Source organism: Paenibacillus mesotrionivorans (assembly GCF_046098205.1).
Lineage (GTDB): Bacteria > Bacillota > Bacilli > Paenibacillales > NBRC-103111 > Paenibacillus_AR > Paenibacillus_AR mesotrionivorans.
In genome coordinates this window covers 353,623-378,438 of the sequence record NZ_JBJURJ010000006.1, presented here as the reverse complement: position 1 = coordinate 378,438, position 24,816 = coordinate 353,623, and the positions used below count along the sequence as shown (strand labels likewise).

Genomic DNA, 24,816 nt, shown 5'->3' with positions numbered 1-24,816 from the left:
CCTCCGGCTCTTAGTGTCAATGCTTTCCACTCTAACCTTACTCTGTTGGGGGACTTGGCTACAAGTGGAAAATCGGTTATAACCAACTCCTCTTTTTATTCCATATCAATTTGGGAACATTTTGAAGAAAATCAAGCGAAGTTCCAGGTATAAATTGTGTCTAAAAATCGAATTCTAGATGGAACAGGGATTTTTATATTGATCCGTACTATTTTAAAAGATAGAACTATCTTATAATCATTTTAGTTCACAAAGTACCCTGCAGGCCGGCACGAGATTCGGCTGTTTGGTGCGGCCATATTGGGCTGCGCTGTACTCTAGAAAGGGAGATGAGGAGCTTTGGATTCGGTGATTCTGGCTCGATGGCAGTTTGGTATTACCACGGTCTATCACTTTTTGTTTGTTCCGCTTACGATTGGTTTAGTGTTTCTGATCGCCATCCTCAACACGCTTTATGTAGTGAAGAAGGATGACAACTACAAGAAAATGTCTCAGTTCTGGGGCAAGCTGTTCCTGCTGAACTTCGCCGTGGGTGTGGTAACAGGGATTATGCAGGAGTTCCAGTTCGGTATGAACTGGTCCGATTACTCCCGGTACGTGGGAGCAGTGTTCGGCGGCCCGCTGGCTGTGGAAGCACTGGTCTCCTTCTTCCTGGAATCCACCTTCCTGGGCGTCTGGATTTTCGGTTGGGACCGTCTGAACAAGAAGGTTCACTTGGCTGCAATCTGGCTGGTGGCCATCGGCACGACCTTGTCCGCATTGTGGATTCTCACCGCTAACTCCTTTATGCAGGAGCCGGTGGGGTATGCCATCGAGAACGGACGGGCGGAAATGATCGACTTCTTCGCCCTGCTGGCTAATCCCCAGCTGTGGGTGGAATTCCCCCACGTTGTCTTTGGTGCACTGGCGACAGGCTCCTTCTTCATGGCCGGCATCAGCGCCTACAAGCTGGTGCGCAAGCATGAGGTAGAGATGTTCAAGCCTACCTTCCAATTGGGTATTGTGGTAGCGCTGGTATCCAGCGTGCTGACCGCTGTAGTCGGCCACAGCCAGGCGCAGCATCTGATGGTGTCCCAGCCTATGAAAATGGCCGCTGCGGAGGCGCTGTGGAACACAACGGGAGATTCGGCGCCGTTTACACTGTTCGCCATTATTGATCCTGCCAGCAAAGAGAACATGGCAGAGGTGCAGGTGCCTAGTGTACTCAGTATTCTTGCCTATAACAAGCTGCATGGCAGCGTCAAGGGTATGAACCAGATTAATGAGGAATACCAGGCGCTCTACGGCCCCGGAAATTATATACCGCCTGTCCGCACCACCTTCTGGAGCTTCCGGCTTATGGTCGGCTCCGGCACGCTGATGATCCTTGCCGCTTTGTACGGTGTAGTGGCTATGGTGCGGAACCGGTTGATGAATAACAAGCTTTACCTGAAGCTGATGGTCTGGACCATCGCGCTTCCCTTTATCGCCAATTCCACCGGATGGATTATGACCGAGGTAGGCCGCCAGCCATGGGTTGTGTTCGGTCTGCAAAAGACAACGGACGGCGTGTCGCCTACGGTATCCGCCGGCATGGTATTAACCTCGCTCATCGGCTTCACTGTGGTGTATGGGCTGATCGCAGCTGCTTTGGTGTATCTGTTCGTGCACTTCGTGAAGAAGGGTGTGGAGGCCGGAGGCGATTTGCACGGCCACATTGCCCATCCCACCAAATTATAAGATGAAAGCGAGGCGGCAACGTCATGTATGAAACCCTATGGTTTATTCTGATCACAGTGCTGTTTGTCGGCTTTTTCTTCCTGGAGGGCTTCGACTTCGGCGTGGGTATGCTGGTGCCTTTCCTGGGCAAGGAGGATGTGGAGCGCCGGGTGCTGATCAACACCATCGGCCCGGTCTGGGACGGCAATGAGGTCTGGCTGATTACGGCAGGCGGCGCCATGTTCGCTGCATTCCCCCATTGGTATGCGACGCTGTTCAGCGGATTTTATATGGCTTTGTTCCTGATGCTGCTGGCTCTCATCGGACGCGGCGTATCCTTCGAGTTCCGCAGCAAGCTCCAGAATCCCAAGTGGAGAAGCCTCTGGGACTGGACCATCTTCTTCGGCAGCCTGCTGCCTCCGCTTCTGTGGGGCGTAGCCCTGGCCAACCTGATGCGCGGTGTGCCCATCGACAAGGACATGAACTATGTCGGCTCCTTCTGGGACCTGATCAGCATCTATTCCGTTGTGGCGGGTGTGAGCGTGGTTCTGCTGTTCCTGCTTCACGGCGCGCTGTTCCTGGCTCTCAAAACCGACGAGCATCTGCGTGAGCGGGCTCACCAATTTGCCCTGAAGGTAGGGGCGCTGGCCACCATCTCCGTTTTTGTCTTCGTTATTCTGAGCTACTTCGAAACGGATATGTTCTCCGGGGTCAACCCTGGCGCCGTTCCGATTCTGGCAGGCATCTGTCTGGTGTCGGTCCGTTATTTCCTGAAGGCCAAAAAAGAAGGCTGGGCCTTCATCATGACCGGCTTGACCATTGTTTTGTCCACTGTAACAGTATTCATGTGTCTGTATCCCCGGGTGATGATCAGCTCGCTTAACCCGGACTGGAGCCTGACCATCCATAACGCCGCTTCCAATGAATATTCCCTGAAGGTAATGACTGTTATCGCTCTGTGCACCATACCGCTGGTGCTGGCTTACCAGGGCTGGACCTACTGGGCGTTCCGCAAGCGGGTCAGCATCAAGGATCACCTGGACTACTAATATGATGAAGCGTCTTATGAAAAGCGCGCCGGCCGCCCGTGTGTTATTTGCAGCGAGCGTATGCCTGGGCTTGGCCGGCGGCATTCTGATTATTCTGGAGGCCGTGTGGATCGCCAGAATTACAGATCGGGTATTTTTGGGCGGGGAAGGGCTGGAGGAGCTTCTCCCCGCTCTTTTTGTTCTATTGGGATGGATTGGCCTAAGGGTACTGGTTCATATTGCCAGTGAGTGGGTGTCTACGGACATGGCTGCGCGGATCAAGGAGGACCTGCGGGTGCGGATGGTCCGCAAGCTGGCGGAGCTTGGACCGCAGGCGATTAAAAAGGAGCGCAGCGGCGAGCTGCTCTCCACGCTGTATGAGGGTGTGGAGCAGCTGGAGAGCTTCCTGGCCCGGTATATTCCCCAGGTGGCCTTGTCCACGCTGATTCCGATTGCCGTGTTATGTGCCACGCTGCGTATGGATCTGACCTCTACGTTAATTCTAGCGGTAACCATGCCGCTTTTGATTTTCTTCATGATTATTATCGGGATGACCACCAAGGCCAAAACGGCCAAGCAGTACCGGCTCCTGGGTTATTTGAGCGGCCACTTCCACGATGTGGTAAGAGGTCTGCCGACACTTCGGATCTTCAACCGCAGCCGGGAGCAGATCCGGATTATTGCCCGCATCGGCGAGGAACACCGTAAGGCCACTATGGGCACGCTGCGGCTGGCCTTTATGTCCGCCTTTGTGATGGAGCTGTTTGCCACCCTGTGCACCGCAGTGGTGGCCGTGTTCCTGGGGCTGCGGCTTATTGATGGCAGTATTGATTTTTACAACGCCTACGCTGTGCTTCTGCTGGCGCCGGAATATTACGGCCCGGTGCGGGCGTTAGGCACCCAGTTCCATACGGGGATGAACGGACGTATTGCCGCGGAGCGGATTTTCGAGCTGCTGGACGCGGAGGCGCCGGGCTGGACGGAGCGGCCCGACGGGCAGAAGCCGGAGCCTGCAGTGGCTGGAGGCGGCTACCGGATCGAGCTGGCGGAGGTGGGTTTTCGTTATCCCCGGGTGGAGAAAGCGGCGGCTGACGAAGAGCAAGCTGCGCAGCAGGAAGAGCAGGAAGCCGGTGGCGGTGCCAATGTGGGGAGGACGGCGGACAAGCTGCCTGAAGACGGGGGAACGGCGGCTTCGGCCGAGCTTCCCTTGGCTTTGTCCGGCATCAGCCTCACGGTGGAGCCGGGCCAGCGGGTGGCTGTGATCGGACATACCGGCGCGGGCAAAAGCACCCTCTTGGAGCTGCTGCAGGGTTTCCTGCGGCCTACGGAGGGGAACATCCGCGTGAACGGCACCGATATGGCGGAGCTGTCCATGTTCTGGTGGCGCAGCAAGCTGGCGGTGGTGGCCCAGACGACCCATCTGTTTCAGGGCACTGTGTTGGACAATATCCGGCTGGGTAGTCCCGGCGCTTCACGGGACGAGGTACTGGCCGCGGCAAGGCTGGCTCGGGCGGATGAATTCATCGCCCGGCTGCCCCAGGGTTACGACACGCCTATCGGCGAGGCTGTCCGCTTAAGCCGCGGCCAGATGCAGAGGCTGTCTATTGCCCGGGCGCTGCTCCGGGATGCGCCGGTGCTGCTGTTGGATGAACCGACGGCGCAATTGGATGCGCAGAATGAGGCGCTGGTGCAGGAGGCGTGGACGGAGCTGGTGCGCGGACGCACCGTTCTGATGGCCGCCCACCGGCTGGATACGGTCCGCCATGCGGACTGGCTGGTGGTGCTGGAGCAGGGCCGCATCGTAGAGGCGGGCCGGCCGGAGGAGCTGCTGGCGGTTAGCGGCAGCGTCTATGCGCGGATGGTGCGGGCGCAGGGCGGAGAAGGTTTGGAAGCCGCAGCGGCATTGATGCGGGGTGAAGCAGAAGCAGAAGCTAAAGCAGAGGCAGAAGCGAAAGCAGAAGCGAAAGTAGAAGCGAAAGTAGAAGCAAAAGTAGAAGTAGAAGCAAAAGCAAAATCCGTGGAAGCGGCGGGGGCTAAAGGGGAAGCGGATAACCAGCAGCAGGCTGATGCGGCTGGTTTGACGGTAACCAATGCGGAGGGAGGTGAGACGGCATGAACAGCACCTTCCGCAGAACATTGGCTTTTGTCGGCCGTTACAAGGGCCGGTCTTTCCTGGCGGTGTTGCTTGGCTTCCTGACCATCGGCGCCAATATCGGACTGATGGGGGCCTCCGGCTATCTCATCGCCAAAGCCGCCTTGCGGCCGGAGACGGTGCTGCTGGTTTGGGTGCCCATTGTGGGAGTACGTTTCTTCGGACTCTCCCGGGGTGTCTTCCGTTATCTGGAGCGGCTGGCCTCCCATGACGTCACCTTCCGGGTGCTGGCGGATTTGCGCACGTGGATATATACCCGCATTGAACCCAGAGGCACAGTGCTTCTGGAGGACCGGCGCAGCGGGGATGTGCTGGGTTCGGTGGTCAGCGATGTGAACGAGCTGCAGAACTTTTATCTGCGGGTTTTATCACCTCCGCTGGTAGCCGTGCTGGCAGCGCTTCTCGGCATCGGGATCGTAGCCTGGTGGGATATCCGCTTCGGCCTGATCCTGGCCGTGATGCTGGTGCTGGGAGGCGTGGCGGTTCCCGCCCTGTCTCATCTGGCTGGACGGCGGAGAGGGCAAGAAACCGCCGCCTGCCGCGGGGAGCTCTATGCCAATGCCAATGACCTGATCATGGGCTTGCCGGAGCTCCTGGTGTACGGCCGGGCGGAGGAGGCAGCCGCCCGGGTGGAGGCGGACCAGCGCCGGTTGTCGGCGCTGCAGAAGGGTCAGAACCGGACAGCCGCCGTGGCGTCCGGTTTGATGGTGGCCTGCACCCAGGCGGCCATGTGGCTGATGCTCTTGGCGGCCATCCCGCTGGTGGCCGCGCAGGCGCTCAGCGGCATTGCCCTGCCGGTGCTAGCCATGGTGGCCTTGGCCAGCTTCGAGGCAGTGGCGCCGCTGCCGCAGACCTTCCAGCAGTTCGGCGGCATTATGGCGGCCGCCGAACGGCTGTTCAAGCTGGCGGATGCCGGCGGCCCGGAGGCGCCATCCGCCAGTGCAGCTTCGGCAGCCGCGCAGCCGCTGCCGGAAGCAGGCTTCGCCATCCACGTGGAGCGGATGGCGTTTCGGTACGGGCCATCCGAGCCGGCGGCCTTGGATGGCATCAGCTTCGGCCTCCCGATGGGACGGCGGGTGGCCGTGGTAGGAGAGAGCGGCGCCGGCAAAAGCTCGCTGCTCCAGGTCCTATTGAAGCTCCGGCCCTACGAGGCCGGGAGCGTGCAGTTGGCCGGGCAGGAGCTGGCTGCGCTGCCGGAGGAGGCGGTGCGGGACCGATTTGCCGTGGTGTCCCAGCATGTGCAGCTGTTCAACGAATCCGTCCGGGACAATCTCCTGCTGGCCAGTCCGGAAGCAACGGACGAAGAGATAGAGCAAGCCGCCAAGGCGGCGCAGATCCACGACACCATCATGAACCTGCCGGAAGGCTACGACACGCTAATCGGGGAATGGGGCTCCCGGCTGTCCGGGGGCGAACGCCAGCGGCTGGGGCTGGCCCGGGCGCTGCTCCGCAACGCTCCGGTGCTCCTGTTCGATGAGCCCACGGCGGGGCTGGACAGTGTCACGGAGGAAGCGTTCCTGCGCCAGGCGGAGGAGGTGGCCTTCCCGGGAAAGTCCGTGCTGTGGATCACCCACAAGCTCACGGGGCTGGAGCGGATGGACCATATCCTTGTGCTCAAGAACGGACAAATTGTGGAACGCGGCACCCATGAAGAACTGCTCCATATGCAGGGCGAATACTGGCGGCTGTTCCGGCTGCAGCAGGCAGAGGCCGTATGGCAGGAAACAAGGGGTTAACGTTGTGACGGATTCCCACATCCGACCGTCGGAATAGCTCCAACGGCGAGCCGGCCAGTCTGCATGTAATCAGTTGCAATCCTGTACGTCACAATCCATTACATCACGATCGTGTTGTGCTCGATTGAAGCTTGCATGGTCGTAATTTGCAAGGTCGTGAAGCACAAGATCGTGGTGTTCAGGTTCTGCATGATACGATTTTGCACGTCACTATTCCGTGTGTGCTATCCTGCACATAGCCACCTCGCGCGTGACTATTCTACTTGTGCTATCCTGCAAAAGTGCAGTTATTTTTGACTATAATCCCCATTTGTACATGTTATCCTGCAAAAGTGCATCTATTTTTCGCTGAAACCTCCAGTTGGGTGGTAATCGCGGGAAATAGATGCACTTTTGCATTTCGGACCCCCTATCTCAGCGGCGGGTCCATAGAATAACTGCACTTTTGCATTTGGCATACTCGTAACTCACCGGGTAGGCTTTTAGATACAGGGATTTGCCTGGATCCGCTTCCCCCTCAAAAGCCGGAATACTCAAAGACTGAATACTCAAAGCCGGAACAATCCCTCTTGACATTGATAATGATAATTGTTATCATCAATATCGGTCTAAAACCTATTTCTACCATTACATCCTGGTGTGGCTCCTAGTTTGATCTTGTCAAAATCCAGCCCCATCCGTCTCAACTTACCATCACATTCGATATCATAGGGGGAGCATATTGTGAATAATCGCTATACGAAGAAATGGTTTGCCATCCTGGCCGGTGCGACGGCCTTATCCTTGACCCTGGCCGCTTGCGGCAGCAACAGCAATGACACGGGCGGTGCCTCCTCGTCTCCGGCCGCATCTTCAGCCGCTTCCGCACCAGCCTCCGCCGCCTCCACAGCGCCCGCGGAGCGCACCCTGAAGGACGGTCTGGGCCATGACGTGAAAATTCCCGCCAATCCCAAACGCATCATCGCTTCCTATCTGGAGGATCATCTTGTTGCCATCGGCGTGATGCCCATCGCCCAATGGGGGACCTCCAAGGGCTCGAAGCAGGATTACCTGAACGACCATCTGTCCGCAATCCCGCCTGTTCCCAGCGATCTGCCGTTTGAGGCGGTAGCGGGCTTTAATCCGGACCTCTTGATCATCGGGGATACCAGTACCGTAGCCGGGGACAAGTACAGCCAATATTCCAAGATTGCGCCTACCTTCGTCCTGGGCGACGAAATCAACGGCGACTGGCGCCAGGCGCTGCTTAAGGTCGGCGAGGTTCTGGACAAGAAGGCGGAAGCTCAGAAGGCTTTGGATACGTATGACCAAAAAGCCAAGGATGCCAAGGACAAGCTGCAAAAAGCCTCCGGAGCCAAGTCCGCCGCCGCCATCTGGCTGGTAGGCAATAAATTCTTCGTGGTCAGCGAAGCCCGTTCCAGCGGAACCGTGCTTTATAAGGACCTGGGCTTTACCGTGCCTGCCGCCGTGAAGGAAATTTCCGCTGCCGGCAAGGCCAACTGGAATTCGATTTCCATGGAGAAGCTGGCGACCTTGGATGCTGACTATATCTTCCTCGTGAACAGCGATACGGCCACCGGCTCCGAGGCCCTGAAGGATCCGGTGTGGGGCACCATTCCGGCTGTTAAGAACAACCAGGTTTTCCAGTTCAACAAGGCCAAAAGCTGGCTCTACAGCGGGGCGGTAGCCAACTCCATGATCATTGACGATGTCCTCAAAAGCATCGTGAAGTAAGAATATAACCGGACAGCAGACAGGCCTTACTGTTTGCTGTCCTTTTGTTTCGGGGATATACCCCCGCCGCCTGTTTTTGAAAATAAGTCATGAAAATAAATTGACATTTCCAATAGTTCTGATTATTATAAAAATACGCTTAGTTTTCGGCTGCGGCCGGAAAGCGGGGGAACCACGCAATTGGGGCGAGTCATCTTAAGATGTAGGGTACCATCTACCCGAGCCCGTCAGCTAACCTCGTCAGCAGGAGATGGGTCATTTCTTTGCTTTTGACAAAGTAGAGTCGGGCCCTGTTCTTCAGGGCTCTTTTTGTGCTGTCCTACAATATCTACTCCGGCCCATTCCATGACCCCTGCTGGTGTCCGTGCGTCTGTTTCCTCCGCTTCCGCCGTGGAGCAAGAGAGAAAAAACACAATCCGGAAGGGAGACGGAACACATGCTTAAAGCGATTATTTTTGATTTTGACGGGACAATTATTGATACGGAGACGGCTTGGTACGAGGCTTTCCGGGACGCGTACCGGGAGCATAATGTGGATTTGACAGTGGAGCTGTACTCTGGGTGTATCGGAACCAGCCTCCATACCTTTAATCCCTACGAGTACCTTGTGACGGAGCTGAAGCTGCCGGTGAATCTGGACATTCTGCGTACCTCTGTCCGCGCCCAGCATACCGCTTTGATGGAGAAGGAGCTCCTGCGCCCCGGGGTGCTGGATTACCTGAAGGCGGCCAAGGAAGCGGGCCTGCGCATCGGTCTGGCCTCCAGCTCCTCCCGGGAGTGGATCGACCGTTATTTGAGCAGGCTGGGTATCGCAGACTATTTCGAGTGTATCCGGACGGCGGATGATGTGGAAAAGGTAAAGCCCGATCCGGAGCTGTACCTGCAGACGCTGGCCTGTCTGGGAGTGGCGCCCCACGAGGCGGTGGCCATTGAGGATTCTCCCAACGGAGCACGGGCGGCGGCTGCCGCAGGAATGTACAGTGTGGTGATCCCCAACCGGATTACCTCCCTGCTGGAATTCGAGCCCTGCAATTACAGGCTGGATTCTCTTTGTGACCTGGACTTCCGCCACTTGGTAACCAACCCCCAGGGCAGCTGAGCTTACAACTGACCTGTCTCCGGGCTGTGAGCATTTCCGGTCCGGGGGCCGGGATGTGTTAGCCAACACGCTCTAGAAGCCTTTACCGCATGAAAAGACAGAAAATTCAAAAAAATAAAGGAGTGGAAGAACATGAAAGCAGTGCAATTTGGCGCCGGGAACATCGGCAGAGGGTTCATCGGCATGCAGCTCTCCGGGTCAGGCTATGAGGTTTGTTTTGTGGCCCGGAATGAGCGGCAGATTGCCCTGCTTCAAAAACGGGGGCAATATACAGTCATGCTGGCAGGCGGTCTGGGAGGCGAGGATGTGTCCGTGGTCCGGAACGTGACAGCGTTGCGCATCTCTGACGGGGAAGCGGTGGCGCGCCAGGTGGCGGAGGCGGATCTGGTGACAACGGCGGTAGGCGCCGGCTCATTGAAGCATATTGCAGGCTCAATAGCCCGTGGAATCGAGCTGCGCCTGCGGGAGAATCCCCGCGTGCTTCACGTCATTGCCTGTGAGAATACCATCCGTGGCAGCTCCCAGCTCAAAAAATGGGTATACGCCCAGCTTGATCCCGCGCTGCACGGACAGGCGGAGAGGCTGGTTTATTTTCCGGATTCCATCGTGGACCGGATTGTGCCTGTGCAGCAGCAGGAGGATCCGCTTGCCGTTAAGGTGGAGCCCTTCTTCGAGTGGGTGGTGGACAAACGCGGCACGGCGGAGGACTTCCCGGCCATTCAGGGAATTATTCTTACTGATGAGCTGGAGGCTTACATGGAGCGGAAGCTGTTCACGGTGAACACCGGCCATTGCGTCGCCGCCTACTTCGGATACCTGGCCGGCTGCCTGACCATCCAGGAGGCCATGAGAAAGCCATTGGTCAAAATCAAGGTACGGAGGGTGATGCAGGAAACCGGGCGGATGCTGGTGGAAAAATACGGGCTCGATGAAAAAGCCCATGTGGCCTATATCGAGAAAACCCTGGAGCGTTTTGCCAATCCGGGTTTGACGGACCGGATCGAGCGGGTGGCCCGTTCGCCCTTGTCCAAGCTCTCCTACAACAACCGCCTGGTGCGGCCGGCTATGCTGGCTTCACGGCTGGGACTGCCGGTTTCCAATCTGGCCGATGCCATCGCAGCTGCGCTTCATTTTGACAGTAACAGCGATGAAGATGCGGTCCGGGTACAAAGGGTGATCCGCCAGAAGGGCATCCAATCGGCTCTGGGGGAACTGACCGGCATTCCGGTGCGCCATCCCCTGCACAAGGAAATTGTCAGCAGGTACTACAGGCTGAACGAGCGTTATGCGGCCGGTTACAAGCTGGCTGACGGACGGTAATTGCAGACATGACAAACTATAGCAAAATAAGCCGCTTTCAGAGTAATCTGAACGGCTTTTTTTGTCTTTTTTGTCGCATATGGGAAAATGTTTGGGCCTTTCATCACATGTTCAGTATTTGTTCATAGCCACGTAGTATCATTGATTGTAACAGACGACAAAACCACCAGCCAAAGGAGTGGAATTAATGGAGAAGAAAAAAATAATGGTTGTGGACGATACGGCATTTATGCGGATGGTCATGCGGACCATTATGGAGGAATTGGGCCATGAGGTGGTGGCGGAAGCGCAGAACGGCGCGGAAGCGGTCAATATGTACCATTTCGTAAGACCCGATTTGATCACCATGGATATTACCATGCCTGAGATGGATGGAGTCAGTGCTCTCCGGAAGATTAAGACGATGGATGCTTCCGCTAAAGTTGTCATGTGCTCGGCCATGGGCCAGCGGGAAATGGTGCTGGATGCCATCCGCAGCGGCGCCAGCGATTTTGTGGTGAAGCCGATCCAAAAGGAAAGAGTATCCGAAGCGATCCAAAAAACCTTCAGCCGGGCATAATGCCCCGTGCTATTAAACCGGGCCTTGCGGTTCCGCGTCTAATTCATATCCAGCAGATCCGTATGGCTTTAAGGGTACGGTGAAAAGGAGTGGTGTGAATGAATACGAGGGAACGTGCAAGGTCTTTTTTGCGTTGGGCGCTGCTCTGCACCCTTACTGGTGTTTTGTTAACCGGCTGTGGTCCAAATGGGGAGGCGTTGCCGGGGACTTCCGGCAGTCCGGAGCTTCATGCTGCGACCCCTCAAGCAGGTTCGTTGCCGCCGTCTTCCGCACCTTCGGTGGCGCAGGCAAGTTCAGGTACTCCGGAAGTGGGGGCTTCACCGGAGGAGGATGACACGGATTTATGGTTCCGGATTGACCAGATGGATTTTGTCAACGACAAGGTCGGCTGGGTAGCCGGGGAAAATACGTCGGGCCCCTTTGTAGGTCGGACCTCCACCGGGGGTACGGATTGGACCAAGGTGGGGACGGACGGCATGTATATAACCGCACTTGCAGCTGTGGAGCGGGACCGCGGGTTTGTGGTGGGGAACTCGGACTGCCAGGAGCAGAAGGGGATTCTCGGATGTTCGTCCAAGGGCATCTATGAAACAACGGACGGCGGGGCTCATTGGACTCCACGGTGGGAAACGCAAACTTCCCAACAGGAGGGGAATCCGTATACGGCAGAGGTTCTGTCTCTCAGTCCAAAAGGGTGGGGATATGCGGTTGCGGCTCATCAGCTTCTGCTCACCCGTGACGGCGGCGCCTCTTGGGAAGCCGCGGCCTTCAATGGCAAGCTGGAGGGTTTTGTCCCGGAGAAGGCGGTGTTTACCGGCCAACTGCAGGGTTGGGCGGCAGGCTACGTGGTGGCGCCGGGCTGTGCCGGGAGCGCGAAGCCCGCTGAGGTGGATGACGGCTGCCGGATACCCGCTGTGGCCTACACGGACAATGGCGGCAGCGGCTGGCGGCTGGATGAGCTGCCGGAGGCGGAGCGGGGGCAGACGGTGATCGGCGTTTCTGCGCCGGGTGGGCATACAGCCTCCGTGTTATTGTTCAATCCCGCCAACCTGGAGGCTTCCTACTACAGCAGCGCTGCCGAATTACCCGGCAATTGGCGGAAGATCAGCCAATTCCGCGGCGGGCGGCCGTATGCCAGAGATATGCATTTCCTCTCCGCGGACAGAGGCTTTGTGGCGCTGACTCCCGGAGCAGGCCCTATTGAGGGCGGGCTGATGGTGACCGGAGACGGCGGCAAAAAATGGGAGACGGCGCCCATGGCGGACATTGTAGGCGTCAGCCGGATCTGCTTTGCGGATGAGCGGCTGGGCTGGCTGCTGGCGGAAGCCAACCGGGAGAGCCACGCGCTTTTGAGGACACGGGACGGCGGAGAAAATTGGGAAAGAGTCACTCTTCCGGCGGAGGTGTTCGGCAGGTAGGCAGGGGGACACACGCTCCCTCCTATGCATAGTGTATAAAAAGGAACATCAGGCAGGCTTGCATGGCATGCAGGCACCATTCCTTGAGACACTTGTGGGAGGGGAAGCGTATGGGAAATGAAAAGCCGTACCTGGTGCTGGAGTGGAACGACCATTTGACCGATGCTGCCGGTTGGGTGGTCGTTCACCGTTTTGTGCAGGGGTATGCCAGCGGCGGCACCCGCATGCATCCGGCCGTTACCCGCCGGGAGGTGGAGCGTCTGGCCAAGGTCATGGCCTATAAATATGAAGCCGGGGGCAGCGTCACCACCGGCGGCTGCAAGGCGGGTATCGCCTATGATTATAAGGCTCCGGACGCCAAAGCGGTGCTGGGCCGTTTCCTGAGAGCCATGAAACCCTATTTGCAGGCGGGTGTGTCGTTGGGCGGGGATTTGGGCGTAGCCTTTGCGGATGTGCTGGCGGTGATGGAGGAGCTTCAGGTGGAGCTGATTACGCCTGCGATGAAGCGCGATCCCCATGTGATGGAAGGGCTGCAGGCCTACCGGAGGCTGCTGGAGGAAACGGTGGACGGAACATTTCTGCTGAACGATGCGGTAACCGGCTATGGCGCGGCCTATTGTGCCGATGAGGCTTGGAGGGCTCTGCGGCAGGCCGGTGACCGCAAAGGGGAGACGGACAGCAGGGGTGGCACTGGCGCTGGAACCGGCGTTGAGGATCATCCTGTCGGATCTGTCCCTGAAGACCAGGCGCGAGGTGCAGGAGCCCGGGTAGTGGTTCAGGGTTTTGGCTGCGTGGGGGCGAGCTGCGCGTTTTTGCTTCACCGGATGGGATACCGGGTGGTCGGCATAGCGGATGCCAATCTGCTGGTGGAAAACCCCGCCGGACTGGATGTGCCCGCCTTGGTGCAGGGCCGGATGAAGCACGGGGAGCTCGCTTCGGCCAGCTTTCGCCCGGAGGACCGGGTGCGGCCCAATGGGGAATGGCTGGACATCGACTGCGAGATTCTGGTTCCGGCGGCGCTGGAGGATGTGATTCATGCAGGCAATGCCCATCAGGTGAGGGCGGCGCTTGTGGTGGAGGGAGCCAACATTCCGGTTTCCCCCGAGGGGGATGCGGTGCTGAAGGAACGGGGCATCCATGTGGTCAACGACTTTGTGGCCAATTTGGGGGCCATCCGGTTTTATGACGCCGCCATCTTCGGCCACGTCCGCTCGGGAGCGGCGGAGGTGCTGCAGGACATCGAAGTGCTGTGCCGGCGCAACACCTCCCGTCTGCTGGCTGAGGCCAAGCGGCTGGGCCTGTATGAGCGGGAAGCGGCAGAGCTGCTGTTCCAGCCCCGGGGGCAGGATGCTGCAACCCAGCAACCCCAGTAATCCCAGCAGCCCTAGCGGTTGCCTCACTAGCTCCACCAGCTCCACTAGCCCCTAGCCCCACCAGTCCAACCAGTTGCACCAGCCTCACTACCACACCTGTTCTACTAGCTTTATTCACCTCACCAGCCCCACCAGCTCCACGAGCCCCATCAGCACCACTAATCCCGCCAGCCCCACCTGCTCAAAAGGCCGCTAACGGAAGCACCAACCTTCCGCTGGCGGCTCTTTGTTTAGTTGAAGGACTGACTGCAGCGGCTTACCGACCTTCTGTCACCGACCGCACCCGCCTGTACCGCCTGGAGCAGACGCTGGAGCGCCCACCCAACTGCATCCCCTTGCGTAAAGGACTGAGGAGCCCCTATTTGGCGAAAACGAGTTGTTTTTCCACTTATGCGGACTGAGGAGCCGCTATTTGCAGGGAATCAGCCGGTTTGGAGGCCTGCAGAGAGAAATAACGTACCGTGTGTCCGCGAAACCACCAAAAACGGGTTTTTTGGCAAAATAACGGAACCACGGTCCGATAGCCCGGGACGGGGGGTAGTAGGTTGGTTTTTGTAAAGGAACCACGGTCCGTTCAACCGAGACAGCGGGTAGTAGGTTGGTTTTGTAAAGGGGTCTCGCCCATCCCGGACCCGTCACAGAAGGAACATGGCGAAAACCGTTGTGACAGCCAGCCCGATCACCACGGGCTTCACGTTCCGGCGGGCCAGCTCGAAGGGGTCCACGCCGCAGATGGCGGCTGCCGGAATCAGCGCCCACGGGATCAGCGTGCCGCCTCCTACCCAGATGGCGGCGATCTGGCCCATGGCCGTCAGCGTGGCGATGCCGTGGCCGATTGAGGCGGCGAACAGATTGGCGATGGAGCCCGCCAGCGATATGCCGGAGAAACCCGAGCCGTCCAGCCCGGTAATGGCGCCGACAGCAGTCAGCGTCACCGCGCCGACGGCGGGATTCAGGGGCACGGCGGAGGCCAGGGCGCTGCCCAGGTCATTGACGATGCCGTGGGAGCCCTCCGGCAGCACCTTGCCGAACAGCTCGAAGAAGGCGGAGTCCCCCAGGTAGAAGAAGGCGGCGATGGGGATGACGGGGCCGAAAATCCGGAAGCCGAATAAAAAGCCGTCAGTCATATAGGTGGTCGCTTCCTCCAGCCCTTTTTTGCGGTGGACAGCCATGGAAATGAACAGCATCAGGAGAAGCGCAGTGCCGCCTATCAGAGCGGTGGCATCCCCGCCTTGCAGATTCATCGTAAACATCAGCACCACATCCAGTGCAAACAGAACTGGCACCAAGATGGCGAAGAACAACCGCATCCTGGGGGAGAGGGGAGCCGAAGCGCTGCCGGATGGAGAGCCTGCTGCGGCTACGTCCGCCTTCAGCCCGGTGCTCATGGTCAGGGCTCCGCTTTTCATATCCCGGCGCATATACCAGAAGCTTACGGCGGTGGTCACGGCGCCCATCACCAGCACCAACGGAACACTTGCAGCGACCACATCGCCTACAGGGATACCGGCAGCATCCGCAGTCAGCTTGGGTGCGCCTTGGATAATGTAATCGCTGGAGAGGGCGATGCCGTGTCCGAACAAGTTCATCGCCATCGCTACACCCAGAGCAGGCAGCCCGGCCCGGACAGCGACTGGAAGCAGCACCGCGCCGATCAGCGCCACGGCGGGAGACGGCCAGAAGAACCAGGAGATCACCATCATCAGGATACCGGTCACCCAATACGCCAATCCGGGACTCCGGATCAGCCGGGCGAAGGGGGAGATCATGGTTTCATTGATGCCGGACCGGGTCAGCACCCGGCTGAGTCCCACGATGATGGAGATGATCAGAATGGTGCCCAGCAGCTCTTTGATGGCATAGATGAAGCTGCCGAAGACCCCGCTGACGGATCGGGGAAGATCGCCGGTGGCCAATAGCCCCAGCAGAAAAATCCCGGAGATGCACAGCACCGTCGTATCCAGACGCCGGATCATGAAGCCGATAATGAGCACAATAAACAGCAGATACAGCCAATGGACCGAAACCAGTGTAATATCCATCTGTACGCCACCTCCCGTATGCAAAAAGCTCGTATGCTTCTTGTACTCCAGCCTATGCAGGCGGATAGGGAGGGTGCGGGCGGATGCCTATGCGGCTACCCGGGGATAAAGGATTTCACAAGAGCCCAAGTGCGGGTGTATAATCAATAGAATGTGCGCGAGGAAAGCAAATTTCAACGAGAGATAGGAGTGTCATCCGCATGAATCCTTCAGCGTCTCCCTCCGGAGCAGGACGCAGCTTCAGCCGGTGGGCGGTTCTGGCCAATGTTTCAGTGGGTACCTTTATGGCCACGCTGGACGGCAGCATAGCCAATGTGGCTCTGCCCACCATTTCACATGAGCTTGCGGTTCCCCTCCATGACGTCCAGTGGGTGCTGACCGCATACCTGCTGACCATTTGCGCCACGCTGCCGATTATGGGCAAACTCTCCGATTTGTTCGGACGCAGCCGGGTGTACAACGGCGGCTTTTTGCTGTTTGCCTTGGGTTCAGCCCTGTGCGCCTGGTCGGGCACACTGACGGCTCTGATCCTCTCCCGGATTCTCCAGGCGCTAGGGGCATCGTGTCTGATGACCAACAGCCAGGCCATTGTGGCGGAGACCTTCACCGCCGGCGACCGGGGCAAGGCCATTGGCATCGTCGGCACCATGGTGTCCCTGGGGTCTCTGACCGGGCCGGGCATCGGCGGAATTCTGGTGGACCATCTGGGCTGGCCGTCGATCTTCTGGATCAACGTGCCCATCGGGATTATCGGCTTTGCCGCCGGATTGGTGATCCTGCCCCGAAGCGGGGATAAGAAGCCCCAGGAGCCCTTCGATTACACCGGGTCTGTGCTGTTTATGGTGGGGATATCGGCGCTGCTCTACATTCTCTCCAATGCCCAGGAATGGGGCTGGATGACGGGAGCGGTAATCGCAGGCGGCCTCGCTTCGCTGGTAGTTCTTGCTCTCTTCTATTATTGGGAGCGGCGGACGCGTTATCCGATGCTGGACTTCACCCTGTACCGGAACCGCACCTTTGCCGTAGGCAACATCGCAGCGTTGTTTTCCTTCATCGCCCTCTTCTTCATTAATGTGATGATGCCCTTCTACATGCAGGGGGTGCTGGGCTTCTCCCCCGAGAAGACCGGCTACGTCATGATGGTGAACCCGGTGTTTATGGCCGTGGTGGCCCCATTCTCCGGCTGGCTTTCCGACCGCATCGGGTACAAGCTTCTGACGACGGCCGGGCTGGGCATTAACGCACTGGCCTTTATGCTGCTGAACACCCTGGGCACACAGGAATCCGCCTGGACCGTCGCTCTGCACCTGGCCTTGTTCGGCATCGGCGGCGGTTTGTTCCAGTCCCCCAACAACTCCAGCATCATGGGGGCCGTACCCAAGTCCAAGCTGGGGACGGCGGGCGGGCTGAACGCTCTGGTGCGCAACGTGGGGATGGTGACGGGTATTGCCCTGTCCGTTTCCTTGTATTCCACCCGGTTGAATCAGTTGTCTGGCGTCAGGCCGGAGGCGGAGGCGATGCTGGGCGCTCTGCATGCCGTTTTCTGGACGGCTGCAGGTGTATGTCTGGTAGCCTTGGCCATTTCCGCCAGAAGAATCTCTATCCGTGATGCGGAACCGCAGGCAGGAGCGGGCGCGTAAACACACGCATTTCTAACAAACAATCAACAGGAGGTTTTTGCTATGAGCGGTATGAATCATCAGGAATTCGATCACATGCTGGAAAAATATGCGGAGCTGGTGCTCCGGATCGGGGTGAACATCCAACCCGGGCAGGTGCTGTTTATCGAATCCCCGTTGGAAACAGTGGAGCTGACCCGCAAGATTGTCCGCCGGGCTTACCAGGCGGGTGCCAAGTATGTGCAGGTTCAATGGGATGACGAGCAGGTCACCCGTGCCCGTTTCGAGCATGCGCCGGATGAAAGCTTCGATTTTTATCCCCAATGGACGGCCAAGATGATGGAGCAGCTGGCAGAAGGCGGCGGTGCTCTGTTGAACATCAAGGTGCCAGACCCGGATCTGTACAACGGCATCGACGGCAAAAAGGTGTCCCGTGCCAACAAGGCCGCTTCCTTGGCCCGGCAAACCTTCCAGCGTTATGTCCGCAACAGCGACTTCAGCTGGTGTCTGGTGAAGGCTCCTACCCATGCGTGGGCCTCCAAGGTATTCGCCGACCTGCCTGAGAACGAGCGGGTGGATGCCATGTGGCAGACCCTTTTCAAGATGAACCGGGTGGATACGCCCGATCCGGTAGCTGCCTGGAAGGAGCATCTGGATGTGCTTCTGGCCAAGCGCAATGCATTGAACGCCAAGAACTACAAGTCCCTCCACTTCAAAGCCCCGGGCACCGATCTGGTGGTGGAGCTGGCTGAGAATCACCGTTGGCTGGGCGGCGGCAAAAACAACGGCTTCGGCGTTTATTTTGTGGCCAACATGCCTACCGAAGAGGTATACACCATGCCGAAGCGCACCGGCGTAAACGGCACTGTGAAGAGCACCATGCCCTTGAACCTGAACGGCCGTCTCGTAGACGGATTCTCCCTGACCTTCAAGGACGGCAAGGTAGTTGGCTTCCAGGCTGAGGTGGGAGAGGAGCATTTGGCAGCGCTTTTGGATACGGATGAAAATGCCCGCTATCTGGGTGAGGTGGCCTTGGTGCCGTACCATTCCCCAATTTCGGACCTGCGCCGGATTTTCTATAACACCGGCATCGACGAGAATGCCTCCTGCCACTTGGCTCTGGGCAGCGCCTATCCCACCAACATAGAGAACGGCACTACCTATTCCAAGGAGGAGCTGATTGCCCGCGGCGCCAACGTGAGTCTGGTCCACACCGACTTTATGCTGGGTTCGGCGGATATGGATATTGACGGCGAACGTTATGACGGCACCGTTGAAGCTGTGTTCCGCAATGGCAATTGGGCCCCGGGCACACTGGGCTGATCCCAACATACAAAGACCCCCCGCCCGCCGCAAGGCAGGTGGAGGGTCTTGTTTGTATGCGTTTAGGCGTGTGCGCCGGAGGCCAGCAGCTTCTCGATAAACTTGCCGATTTCCTCCGGGGCATCGGTGGGGGCGAAACGCTTCAGCACCTTGCCGTTTCCGTCCACGAGGAACTTGGTGAAGTTCCACTTGATCGCTTTGATGCCCAACAGTCCCGGAGCTTCCTTGGTCAAATATTTGTAGAGAGGATCGGCATTGTAGCCGTTCACATCGATTTTGGCAAACAGCGGGAAGGTGACGCCGTGATTGAGCTTGCAGAAGGAGGCGATTTCATCCTCACTGCCCGGCTCCTGATGGTTGAACTGGTTGCAGGGGAAACCCAGGATCATCAGCTTTTCCGGCCCGTACTGCTCGTAGAGCTTTTGCAAGCCGTCATATTGGGGAGTGAGCCCGCACTTGCTGGCCGTATTGACAATCAGCAGCAGCTTGCCGGCGTATTGGGAGAGAGATACCTCTTCGCCGCGGATATTTTTGACGGAAAAATCATGAACGGACATGATATGGCCTCCTTGGTATAGTGGATTATTCAAGTTTCAAGCTCGGTATGCGGAAGTTGAAATGGAACGAAGCCGTCCAGCCGGGCAAGCAGCTCCTTTAATTGACGGTGAAGGGAAATGGCCTCCTCCGGAGTCATGCCGCTGCGGCAAAAGGCGGTTTGCGGGATATGCGCAGCTTGCTCCCGAAGCTTGCGCCCTTCCTCTGTGACTTCGATCCAGACATTGCGCTCGTCCTGGGCGTCCCGGGTCCGTTTCACGAACCCACTGGCCTCCAGCTTCTTCAGAAGGGGGGTCAGCGTGCCCGAATCCAGGTAAAGCACCTCGCCCAAATCCTTGACCTTCATCCGACCTTCCTTCCAGATGGCCAACAGGGTGATGTACTGGGTATAGGTGAGTCCCAGCGGCGCCAGAAGGGGGCGGTACATCTTGGTGATTTCCTTGGAGCAAGCGTACAATGCGAAGCAAAGCTGTTTATCCAAATCCATATACGACTGCGATTCCATGGTGGTGCGGGTCCTCCTTCTTGTTTGTATCTAGTTGATGTAAAATTAAATTGTATACAATCATTATAGCTGTGGGCTAGGGATGTGTCAATTTGATTTTTAGATAGGGCGGCTGATTTTTGGTGTGAAAATCTGGTATAGTTATCCATATGTATGATTGAGAAAGCGAGGCGAACAAGCATGAAGCTGTTTTTTCTGTCGGATATTCATGGCTCCATCTCCTGCCTGGACCGGGCGCTTGCGGCGTTTGAGCGGGAGGGGGCGGATTATCTGGTCAGCCTGGGGGATCTGATGTATCATGGCCCCCGCAATCCGCTGCCGGAGGATTATAATCCCAAGGAAGTGGCGGCACGGCTGAATAGTGTAAAGGACAAAATCGTGACGGTCCGCGGCAATTGCGACAGCGAGGTGGACCAGATGCTGGTGGAATTCCCCATTCTGGCGGAGTATGTGATTTTGTTCCACGAGGGCAGACGGATTTTTGTTACACACGGCCATCATTACAATATGGACGAGCTGCCGGCGCTGTCTCCGGGTGATGTGTTCATCCAGGGCCATACCCATGTTCCTGTTGCAGAGGAGCGCGGCGGCCTCTATCTGCTGAATCCGGGCTCCATTACCCTGCCCAAGGAAAATTTCCCTGCTTCCTATGGGGTGCTGGAGGGTTCGTTATTTGAAGTAAAGACATTGGACGGCAGCCAGGTGCTGAAAAGCATCCGGTTCGACGGTTCCGCAGCAGACTGATCTGCTTAACCGGGGGCCGGCCGAGTAAGTGCCGTTCCTGGAAGGGACGGACAGGCTGGTTTATGGCAAAGGAGTGTTTAGGATGAAACGCAGCTTTATTTCCCCGTCGATCTATACCCAAGGGGACAACCGGCTGCTGGAGCTGGGCGGATATGTCCGCCGGGTAGCTGGAGAAGGCAAGGTATTTCTGGTGGCCGGCAAGGACGACCGCCAGCGGGTCAGCCACATGCTGGAGGAGGCTTTGCGGGCGGAGCCGTTTCCGCTTATCTATGGAGACTTCTCCGGGCGATGCACGGAAGGGGAAATCAGCTGGCTGGCCGAGCTATGTGCCCAGGAGGCCTGTACGGCGGTGGTGGGCTTAGGCGGCGGCAGCGCTTTGGATACGGCCAAGGCGGTGGCCCATGAGCTGAACCTGCCTGTTATCATCGTGCCCACCATTGCCTCTACGGATGCACCGTGCAGCGCGGTTTCTGTGGTGTACCGGGACACGGGTGAGCTTTCCCGGTACATCACCTTGGCCAAGCCGCCGGAGGTGGTGCTGGTGGACACGGGCATCATCGCCCGGGCGCCCGTCCGTTTCCTGGTAGCGGGCATGGGAGACGGCCTGTCCACCTGGTTCGAGGCCAGAGCCAACAGCCGGGCAGCGGGCGGCTCCGGTGTAAGCCAAGCAGGCGAAGCCATCGCCCGGCGCTGCTACGAGGTGCTGCTGGCGGACGCCGCTGCGGCCAAGGCCGCTTGCGCCGCAGACCGCGCCGGCGAGGCGCTGGAGCGGGTGGTGGAGGCGGTGCTGCTGCTAAGCGGACTTGGCTTTGAGAATGGCGGGCTTGCCGCTGCCCATGCGGTGAACAACGGCCTGACTCTTCTGCCGGAGACACGCTCTTATCTTCATGGGGAGATCGTGGCCTTCTGCACCCTGGTGCAGCTGGTGCTGGAGCAGGCGCCGGCCAATGAGGTGGAGGAGGTATTGGGATTTTCCACCGGCCTGGGGCTGCCTGTCACCCTGGCGCAAATCGGGCTGGGTGAAGTGGAGGACAGCCGGTTATGGCCTGCCGCCCAAGCTGCCTGCTTGCCGCAGAATCCCATGGGGAACATGCCGTTCCCCATAACGCCCGGCAACGTGCTGGCGGCGCTGCGGGAGGCGGACCGGCTGGGGCGGACAGCGTTGTCCCGCGGCGAAGGCTAGTCCTTGCTATGGATGGGTTGAACAGTGCTCCCCCTCCAGATGCTGATTGCCTTTTCATACTCCGTGTTCCACTAGGACCGCGCACGTGGGCACGTTACTCCCACCCTTATCCGAAATGCAAAAGTGCATTTATTTAGTAAACAAACCTTGGTTTTAACGGTCTATCCTGCAAAAGTGCAGTTATTTTCGTCTGATGGGAGCAAGATGTACCTTGCGGCGGAAAATAGCTGCACTTTTGCATTTGGGGACAAGGGGAGGCGGAATTCCAGCAAAATAGCTGCACTTTTGCAGGATGAGTCTGTTCAGAAATGGCTTGGACTTTATATAACACGGAGTTGAGAAGTACATTACAATGTTGTCGGCAATGAATAGACATGCTCCTCACCGCCATTAGCCACGCCGCCGTTTGATATTCCGCCACCCCGCCACCCCGCGCACACCAAAAAAGCCGGCCCCGCCATCCGGGGAACCGGCTTTCTTTTCGCTAATCGCCTTTTATGCCTTCAGCACGTCATGGTCCACATAACGCTCGCCGTTCAGGACACTCAGCACCTCAATGGCTACCCGCGCTCCGTCTCCTGCGGTAACGATGGTGTGCAGGCTGGTTCCTGCAGCAGCGCCTGCGGCGTACACGCCCGGCACATTGGTTTGGCCGGTGGCGTCGGTAGCCACGACGGTTTTCACCCGCGGCTCAGTGCCCGGCTTGGTGCCGATGCCGGAGGCTTCCGCCAGATCGGTAGCCAGACCGGTGGCAACAATTACCTTGGCCGCTTGATAGGACTCGGAATCCGTTTCAACAGTCAGCGTCTCGCCGTCAGCCGTAATCTTCACAGCCTTGGCGGTAATGATCTCCGCACCGAATTTGGCGGCCTGCTTTTTGCCGTTCTCCACCAGATCCGGACCGGTAATTTCATTTACGCCGTAATGATTTTCGATCCATGCGCGTTTGGTAATGCTTTGGTTGGCGTCGATCACCAATGTTTTTTTGCCCGCCTTGGCTGCAAACAGCGCGGCGCTTGCGCCGGTGGGTCCTGCTCCGATAATCGCTACATCATACATGAATATTTCCGTCCTTTCCCCAGTCAGGTTTACAATTAAGTTCCTTTATATTGTAACAAACCCCGGAAGAAAAGCATAATAAACCGGGCATTCAGGGAAGGCAGGTCAGAGATCTGTTATGGAAGCCTCGAAATCGGCAAGGCCGGTTTAAGGGCCTTCACTGACATTTCATCGGTCTTGGGTGCAGCATGAGTGGCTATTCCAAGAAGGTTTCCACACTGGCCGCGGCACGTTTTTCCTGAAGCCAGCTTTGGGACAGGGTAGAAATTTGCTGCTCCGAAAGAGTTTGGCGGATCTCCTCTTTCTTTTCATCCAGTGTAGGTGTTGCCGCATCCTTGTGGTCGGTGGCCTTAATCACATGGAACCCGTGGCTGGTTTCCACCACGCTGCTCAGCTCTCCGGTCTTAAGGGCGAAGGCTGCCGTTTCAAAAGGCTCCTCCATCAGTCCCTTGGGGAAAAAGTCCAGGTCCCCTCCGGCTTCCTTGGAAGCAGTATCGGTGGATTTTTCCTTGGCGAGAGCGGCGAAGTCGGCTCCGCCCTGCAGGCTGGCCAACACAGCATCGGCTTCTTCCTTGGTAGCTACCAGGATGTGAGAAGCACGGACCTGTTCGGGGGTTTTCAGGGAATCCAGATTGCTGTCGTAGTAGGTTTTGATCTCCTCATCCGTAATCTTCACCTGAGGCTCCAGCAGCTTGCGCAGCTGTACCTGGACATGCATGTCCTTCTTCAGGGAGTCCAGGGTCATATTATAGGTAGCAAGAGCTTGTGCGAACTCCTCGTCTGAACCAAAAGACTTCTTAATCTGATCCATTTCCTTTTCCAGATCGGCATCGGTAACTTGAATATTGGCCTTATCACTTTCCTGCTTCACCAATTCCTCGCTGATCATGGTTTCAAGTGTCTGTGGACCGCCAGCCTTCACCAAGGCGCTGTACAGCTGTGATTTCACGATGGGGCTTCCGTTCACCTTGGCTACAGTTTCATCCTCCGTTTTTCCGGGGGGATAAATAATGATATAAATAACAAGCGCTGCCAGCAGAACAAAGGAGGAAACCATCCAAATGCGGCTTATTCCTGATGTGTTTTTCAATTACGTAACATCCCTTCTTTATTTAAATAAATTGGCCGTCAGGCGGCGAATACGCCCGCAGAGTTTATTATGGCGGGGCAAGCTGAATGAGGCCTGAAGACAAGCTTAATGGTACATTAATATTTGCAGTTGCAATTGAGAATCATTCTTACTTAAAATGTACGACTTTACAAAAGTAAGTTCTGGTGTTACTATTATAAAAAAATAATTATAAACAAGACGGAGGTGCTCCTGATGGGTAAATGTGCATGCGGCAACACGAAGAACGGCTCTGGGAACTGCGACGGCTCTCACGCCAAGAAAGACAAGTAAGGGCAGGATCTCCCGCAGGATTGCGGACGGACCTATTTAATTAGGAAGAGAAAATCCTTCGGGGGGCTGCCCTCCGGAGGATTTTTTTATAACTAAAAAATATTCTCCCGAAAATTTGTAATGCTGTCCGCAATGTGGTATGATGATTTCAACGATATGGAAACCTGAATTCACATAATGGCAAAGGTTATCTATCTCAACTCAAAACCTTTTCCTATTATGCGGATTTTTTATTTTTAGGAATAAGTAGGCCATATTGAACAAACT

The 24,816-nt window shown here is 57.3% G+C and carries 19 protein-coding genes and 1 riboswitch; of the genes, 14 read left to right on the top strand and 5 right to left on the bottom strand.

Annotation, left to right across the window (positions count from 1 at the left end):
• Nucleotides 1–339 precede the first annotated feature (339 nt).
• The 10 genes from ACI1P1_RS11600 to ACI1P1_RS11555 all read left to right on the top strand — a co-directional run bounded on the left by ACI1P1_RS11600 (nucleotide 340) and on the right by ACI1P1_RS11555 (nucleotide 14,117).
• A complete protein-coding gene (locus tag ACI1P1_RS11600; protein ID WP_416216548.1) occupies nucleotides 340–1,719 on the top strand; it encodes a cytochrome ubiquinol oxidase subunit I in 1,380 nt (459 codons plus the stop codon).
• A 23-nt stretch (nucleotides 1,720–1,742) separates the two neighbouring features.
• Nucleotides 1,743–2,747, top strand: a complete 1,005-nt coding sequence (cydB, locus tag ACI1P1_RS11595) for a cytochrome d ubiquinol oxidase subunit II (protein WP_416216547.1) — start codon at nucleotides 1,743–1,745, stop codon at nucleotides 2,745–2,747.
• 16 nt (nucleotides 2,748–2,763) lie between these two features.
• The gene (locus ACI1P1_RS11590) at nucleotides 2,764–4,842 is read left to right on the top strand and encodes an ABC transporter ATP-binding protein/permease (protein WP_416216546.1); all 2,079 of its coding nucleotides are present in this window, start codon (nucleotides 2,764–2,766) and stop codon (nucleotides 4,840–4,842) included.
• Nucleotides 4,839–6,614 (top strand): thiol reductant ABC exporter subunit CydC, encoded by a 1,776-nt coding sequence (gene cydC / locus ACI1P1_RS11585; protein ID WP_416216545.1) that lies wholly within the window; start codon nucleotides 4,839–4,841, stop codon nucleotides 6,612–6,614. Before ACI1P1_RS11590 ends, cydC begins: the two co-directional genes overlap by 4 nt.
• A gap of 723 nt (nucleotides 6,615–7,337) precedes the next feature.
• Nucleotides 7,338–8,348, top strand: coding sequence for an ABC transporter substrate-binding protein (locus tag ACI1P1_RS11580; protein WP_416216544.1), 1,011 nt, complete (start codon nucleotides 7,338–7,340; stop codon nucleotides 8,346–8,348).
• A gap of 126 nt (nucleotides 8,349–8,474) precedes the next feature.
• A riboswitch (cyclic di-AMP (ydaO/yuaA leader) is annotated at nucleotides 8,475–8,609 on the top strand.
• A gap of 175 nt (nucleotides 8,610–8,784) precedes the next feature.
• The gene (locus ACI1P1_RS11575) at nucleotides 8,785–9,447 is read left to right on the top strand and encodes an HAD family hydrolase (protein WP_416216543.1); all 663 of its coding nucleotides are present in this window, start codon (nucleotides 8,785–8,787) and stop codon (nucleotides 9,445–9,447) included.
• 132 nt (nucleotides 9,448–9,579) lie between these two features.
• A complete protein-coding gene (locus tag ACI1P1_RS11570) occupies nucleotides 9,580–10,767 on the top strand; it encodes a mannitol-1-phosphate 5-dehydrogenase (protein WP_416216542.1) in 1,188 nt (395 codons plus the stop codon).
• 187 nt (nucleotides 10,768–10,954) lie between these two features.
• Complete coding sequence (locus ACI1P1_RS11565; protein WP_416216541.1) at nucleotides 10,955–11,326, top strand: response regulator; 372 nt, start codon at nucleotides 10,955–10,957, stop codon at nucleotides 11,324–11,326.
• A gap of 98 nt (nucleotides 11,327–11,424) precedes the next feature.
• Nucleotides 11,425–12,744 carry a WD40/YVTN/BNR-like repeat-containing protein gene (locus ACI1P1_RS11560; protein WP_416216540.1) on the top strand — a complete coding sequence of 440 codons (1,320 nt, stop codon included), beginning with the start codon at nucleotides 11,425–11,427 and terminating at the stop codon, nucleotides 12,742–12,744.
• Nucleotides 12,745–12,854: 110 nt separating this feature from the next.
• A complete protein-coding gene (locus tag ACI1P1_RS11555; protein ID WP_416216539.1) occupies nucleotides 12,855–14,117 on the top strand; it encodes a Glu/Leu/Phe/Val dehydrogenase dimerization domain-containing protein in 1,263 nt (420 codons plus the stop codon).
• A gap of 635 nt (nucleotides 14,118–14,752) precedes the next feature.
• On the opposite strand, the gene ACI1P1_RS11550 is transcribed toward ACI1P1_RS11555, so the two are convergent.
• Nucleotides 14,753–16,159, bottom strand: a complete 1,407-nt coding sequence (locus ACI1P1_RS11550) for a hypothetical protein (protein WP_416216538.1) — start codon at nucleotides 16,157–16,159, stop codon at nucleotides 14,753–14,755.
• A gap of 200 nt (nucleotides 16,160–16,359) precedes the next feature.
• Here ACI1P1_RS11550 and ACI1P1_RS11545 point away from each other — a divergent pair, with 200 nt between their 5' ends.
• Nucleotides 16,360–17,799, top strand: coding sequence for an MFS transporter (locus ACI1P1_RS11545; RefSeq protein ID WP_416216537.1), 1,440 nt, complete (start codon nucleotides 16,360–16,362; stop codon nucleotides 17,797–17,799).
• A gap of 42 nt (nucleotides 17,800–17,841) precedes the next feature.
• Nucleotides 17,842–19,101 (top strand): aminopeptidase, encoded by a 1,260-nt coding sequence (locus ACI1P1_RS11540; protein WP_416216536.1) that lies wholly within the window; start codon nucleotides 17,842–17,844, stop codon nucleotides 19,099–19,101.
• 62 nt (nucleotides 19,102–19,163) lie between these two features.
• Here the strand turns inward: ACI1P1_RS11540 and ACI1P1_RS11535 are convergent, their stop codons facing one another.
• Together ACI1P1_RS11535 and ACI1P1_RS11530 are read right to left on the bottom strand one after the other, a co-directional pair.
• Nucleotides 19,164–19,658: a glutathione peroxidase gene (locus tag ACI1P1_RS11535; RefSeq protein WP_416216535.1), complete on the bottom strand. Its 495-nt coding sequence runs from the start codon at nucleotides 19,656–19,658 to the stop codon at nucleotides 19,164–19,166.
• Between the two features lie 29 nt (nucleotides 19,659–19,687).
• Complete coding sequence (locus tag ACI1P1_RS11530; RefSeq protein WP_416216534.1) at nucleotides 19,688–20,161, bottom strand: MarR family winged helix-turn-helix transcriptional regulator; 474 nt, start codon at nucleotides 20,159–20,161, stop codon at nucleotides 19,688–19,690.
• Between the two features lie 180 nt (nucleotides 20,162–20,341).
• On the opposite strand from ACI1P1_RS11530, the gene yfcE reads away from it, so the two are divergent.
• Nucleotides 20,342–20,905: a phosphodiesterase gene (gene yfcE / locus ACI1P1_RS11525; protein ID WP_416216533.1), complete on the top strand. Its 564-nt coding sequence runs from the start codon at nucleotides 20,342–20,344 to the stop codon at nucleotides 20,903–20,905.
• A gap of 82 nt (nucleotides 20,906–20,987) precedes the next feature.
• Nucleotides 20,988–22,088, top strand: coding sequence for a glycerol dehydrogenase (locus ACI1P1_RS11520; protein ID WP_416216532.1), 1,101 nt, complete (start codon nucleotides 20,988–20,990; stop codon nucleotides 22,086–22,088).
• Between the two features lie 495 nt (nucleotides 22,089–22,583).
• Here the strand turns inward: ACI1P1_RS11520 and ACI1P1_RS11515 are convergent, their stop codons facing one another.
• On the bottom strand, nucleotides 22,584–23,147 hold the full coding sequence (locus ACI1P1_RS11515; protein WP_416216531.1) for an NAD(P)/FAD-dependent oxidoreductase: 564 nt from the start codon (nucleotides 23,145–23,147) through the stop codon (nucleotides 22,584–22,586).
• Between the two features lie 196 nt (nucleotides 23,148–23,343).
• Nucleotides 23,344–24,237, bottom strand: a complete 894-nt coding sequence (locus ACI1P1_RS11510; protein WP_416216530.1) for a peptidylprolyl isomerase — start codon at nucleotides 24,235–24,237, stop codon at nucleotides 23,344–23,346.
• Between the last annotated feature and the right edge of the window lie 579 nt (nucleotides 24,238–24,816).

Coding starts and splice junctions, on each gene's coding strand:
- cydB (WP_416216547.1), top strand. CDS start 1,743: ATGTATGAAACCCTATGGTTTATTCTGATCACAGTGCTGTTTGTCGGC.
- ACI1P1_RS11590 (WP_416216546.1), top strand. CDS start 2,764: ATGAAAAGCGCGCCGGCCGCCCGTGTGTTATTTGCAGCGAGCGTATGC.
- cydC (WP_416216545.1), top strand. CDS start 4,839: ATGAACAGCACCTTCCGCAGAACATTGGCTTTTGTCGGCCGTTACAAG.
- ACI1P1_RS11575 (WP_416216543.1), top strand. CDS start 8,785: ATGCTTAAAGCGATTATTTTTGATTTTGACGGGACAATTATTGATACG.
- ACI1P1_RS11570 (WP_416216542.1), top strand. CDS start 9,580: ATGAAAGCAGTGCAATTTGGCGCCGGGAACATCGGCAGAGGGTTCATC.
- ACI1P1_RS11565 (WP_416216541.1), top strand. CDS start 10,955: ATGGAGAAGAAAAAAATAATGGTTGTGGACGATACGGCATTTATGCGG.
- ACI1P1_RS11560 (WP_416216540.1), top strand. CDS start 11,425: ATGAATACGAGGGAACGTGCAAGGTCTTTTTTGCGTTGGGCGCTGCTC.
- ACI1P1_RS11555 (WP_416216539.1), top strand. CDS start 12,855: ATGGGAAATGAAAAGCCGTACCTGGTGCTGGAGTGGAACGACCATTTG.
- ACI1P1_RS11550 (WP_416216538.1), bottom strand. CDS start 16,159: ATGGATATTACACTGGTTTCGGTCCATTGGCTGTATCTGCTGTTTATT.
- ACI1P1_RS11545 (WP_416216537.1), top strand. CDS start 16,360: ATGAATCCTTCAGCGTCTCCCTCCGGAGCAGGACGCAGCTTCAGCCGG.
- ACI1P1_RS11540 (WP_416216536.1), top strand. CDS start 17,842: ATGAGCGGTATGAATCATCAGGAATTCGATCACATGCTGGAAAAATAT.
- ACI1P1_RS11535 (WP_416216535.1), bottom strand. CDS start 19,658: ATGTCCGTTCATGATTTTTCCGTCAAAAATATCCGCGGCGAAGAGGTA.
- ACI1P1_RS11530 (WP_416216534.1), bottom strand. CDS start 20,161: ATGGAATCGCAGTCGTATATGGATTTGGATAAACAGCTTTGCTTCGCA.
- yfcE (WP_416216533.1), top strand. CDS start 20,342: ATGAAGCTGTTTTTTCTGTCGGATATTCATGGCTCCATCTCCTGCCTG.
- ACI1P1_RS11520 (WP_416216532.1), top strand. CDS start 20,988: ATGAAACGCAGCTTTATTTCCCCGTCGATCTATACCCAAGGGGACAAC.
- ACI1P1_RS11515 (WP_416216531.1), bottom strand. CDS start 23,147: ATGTATGATGTAGCGATTATCGGAGCAGGACCCACCGGCGCAAGCGCC.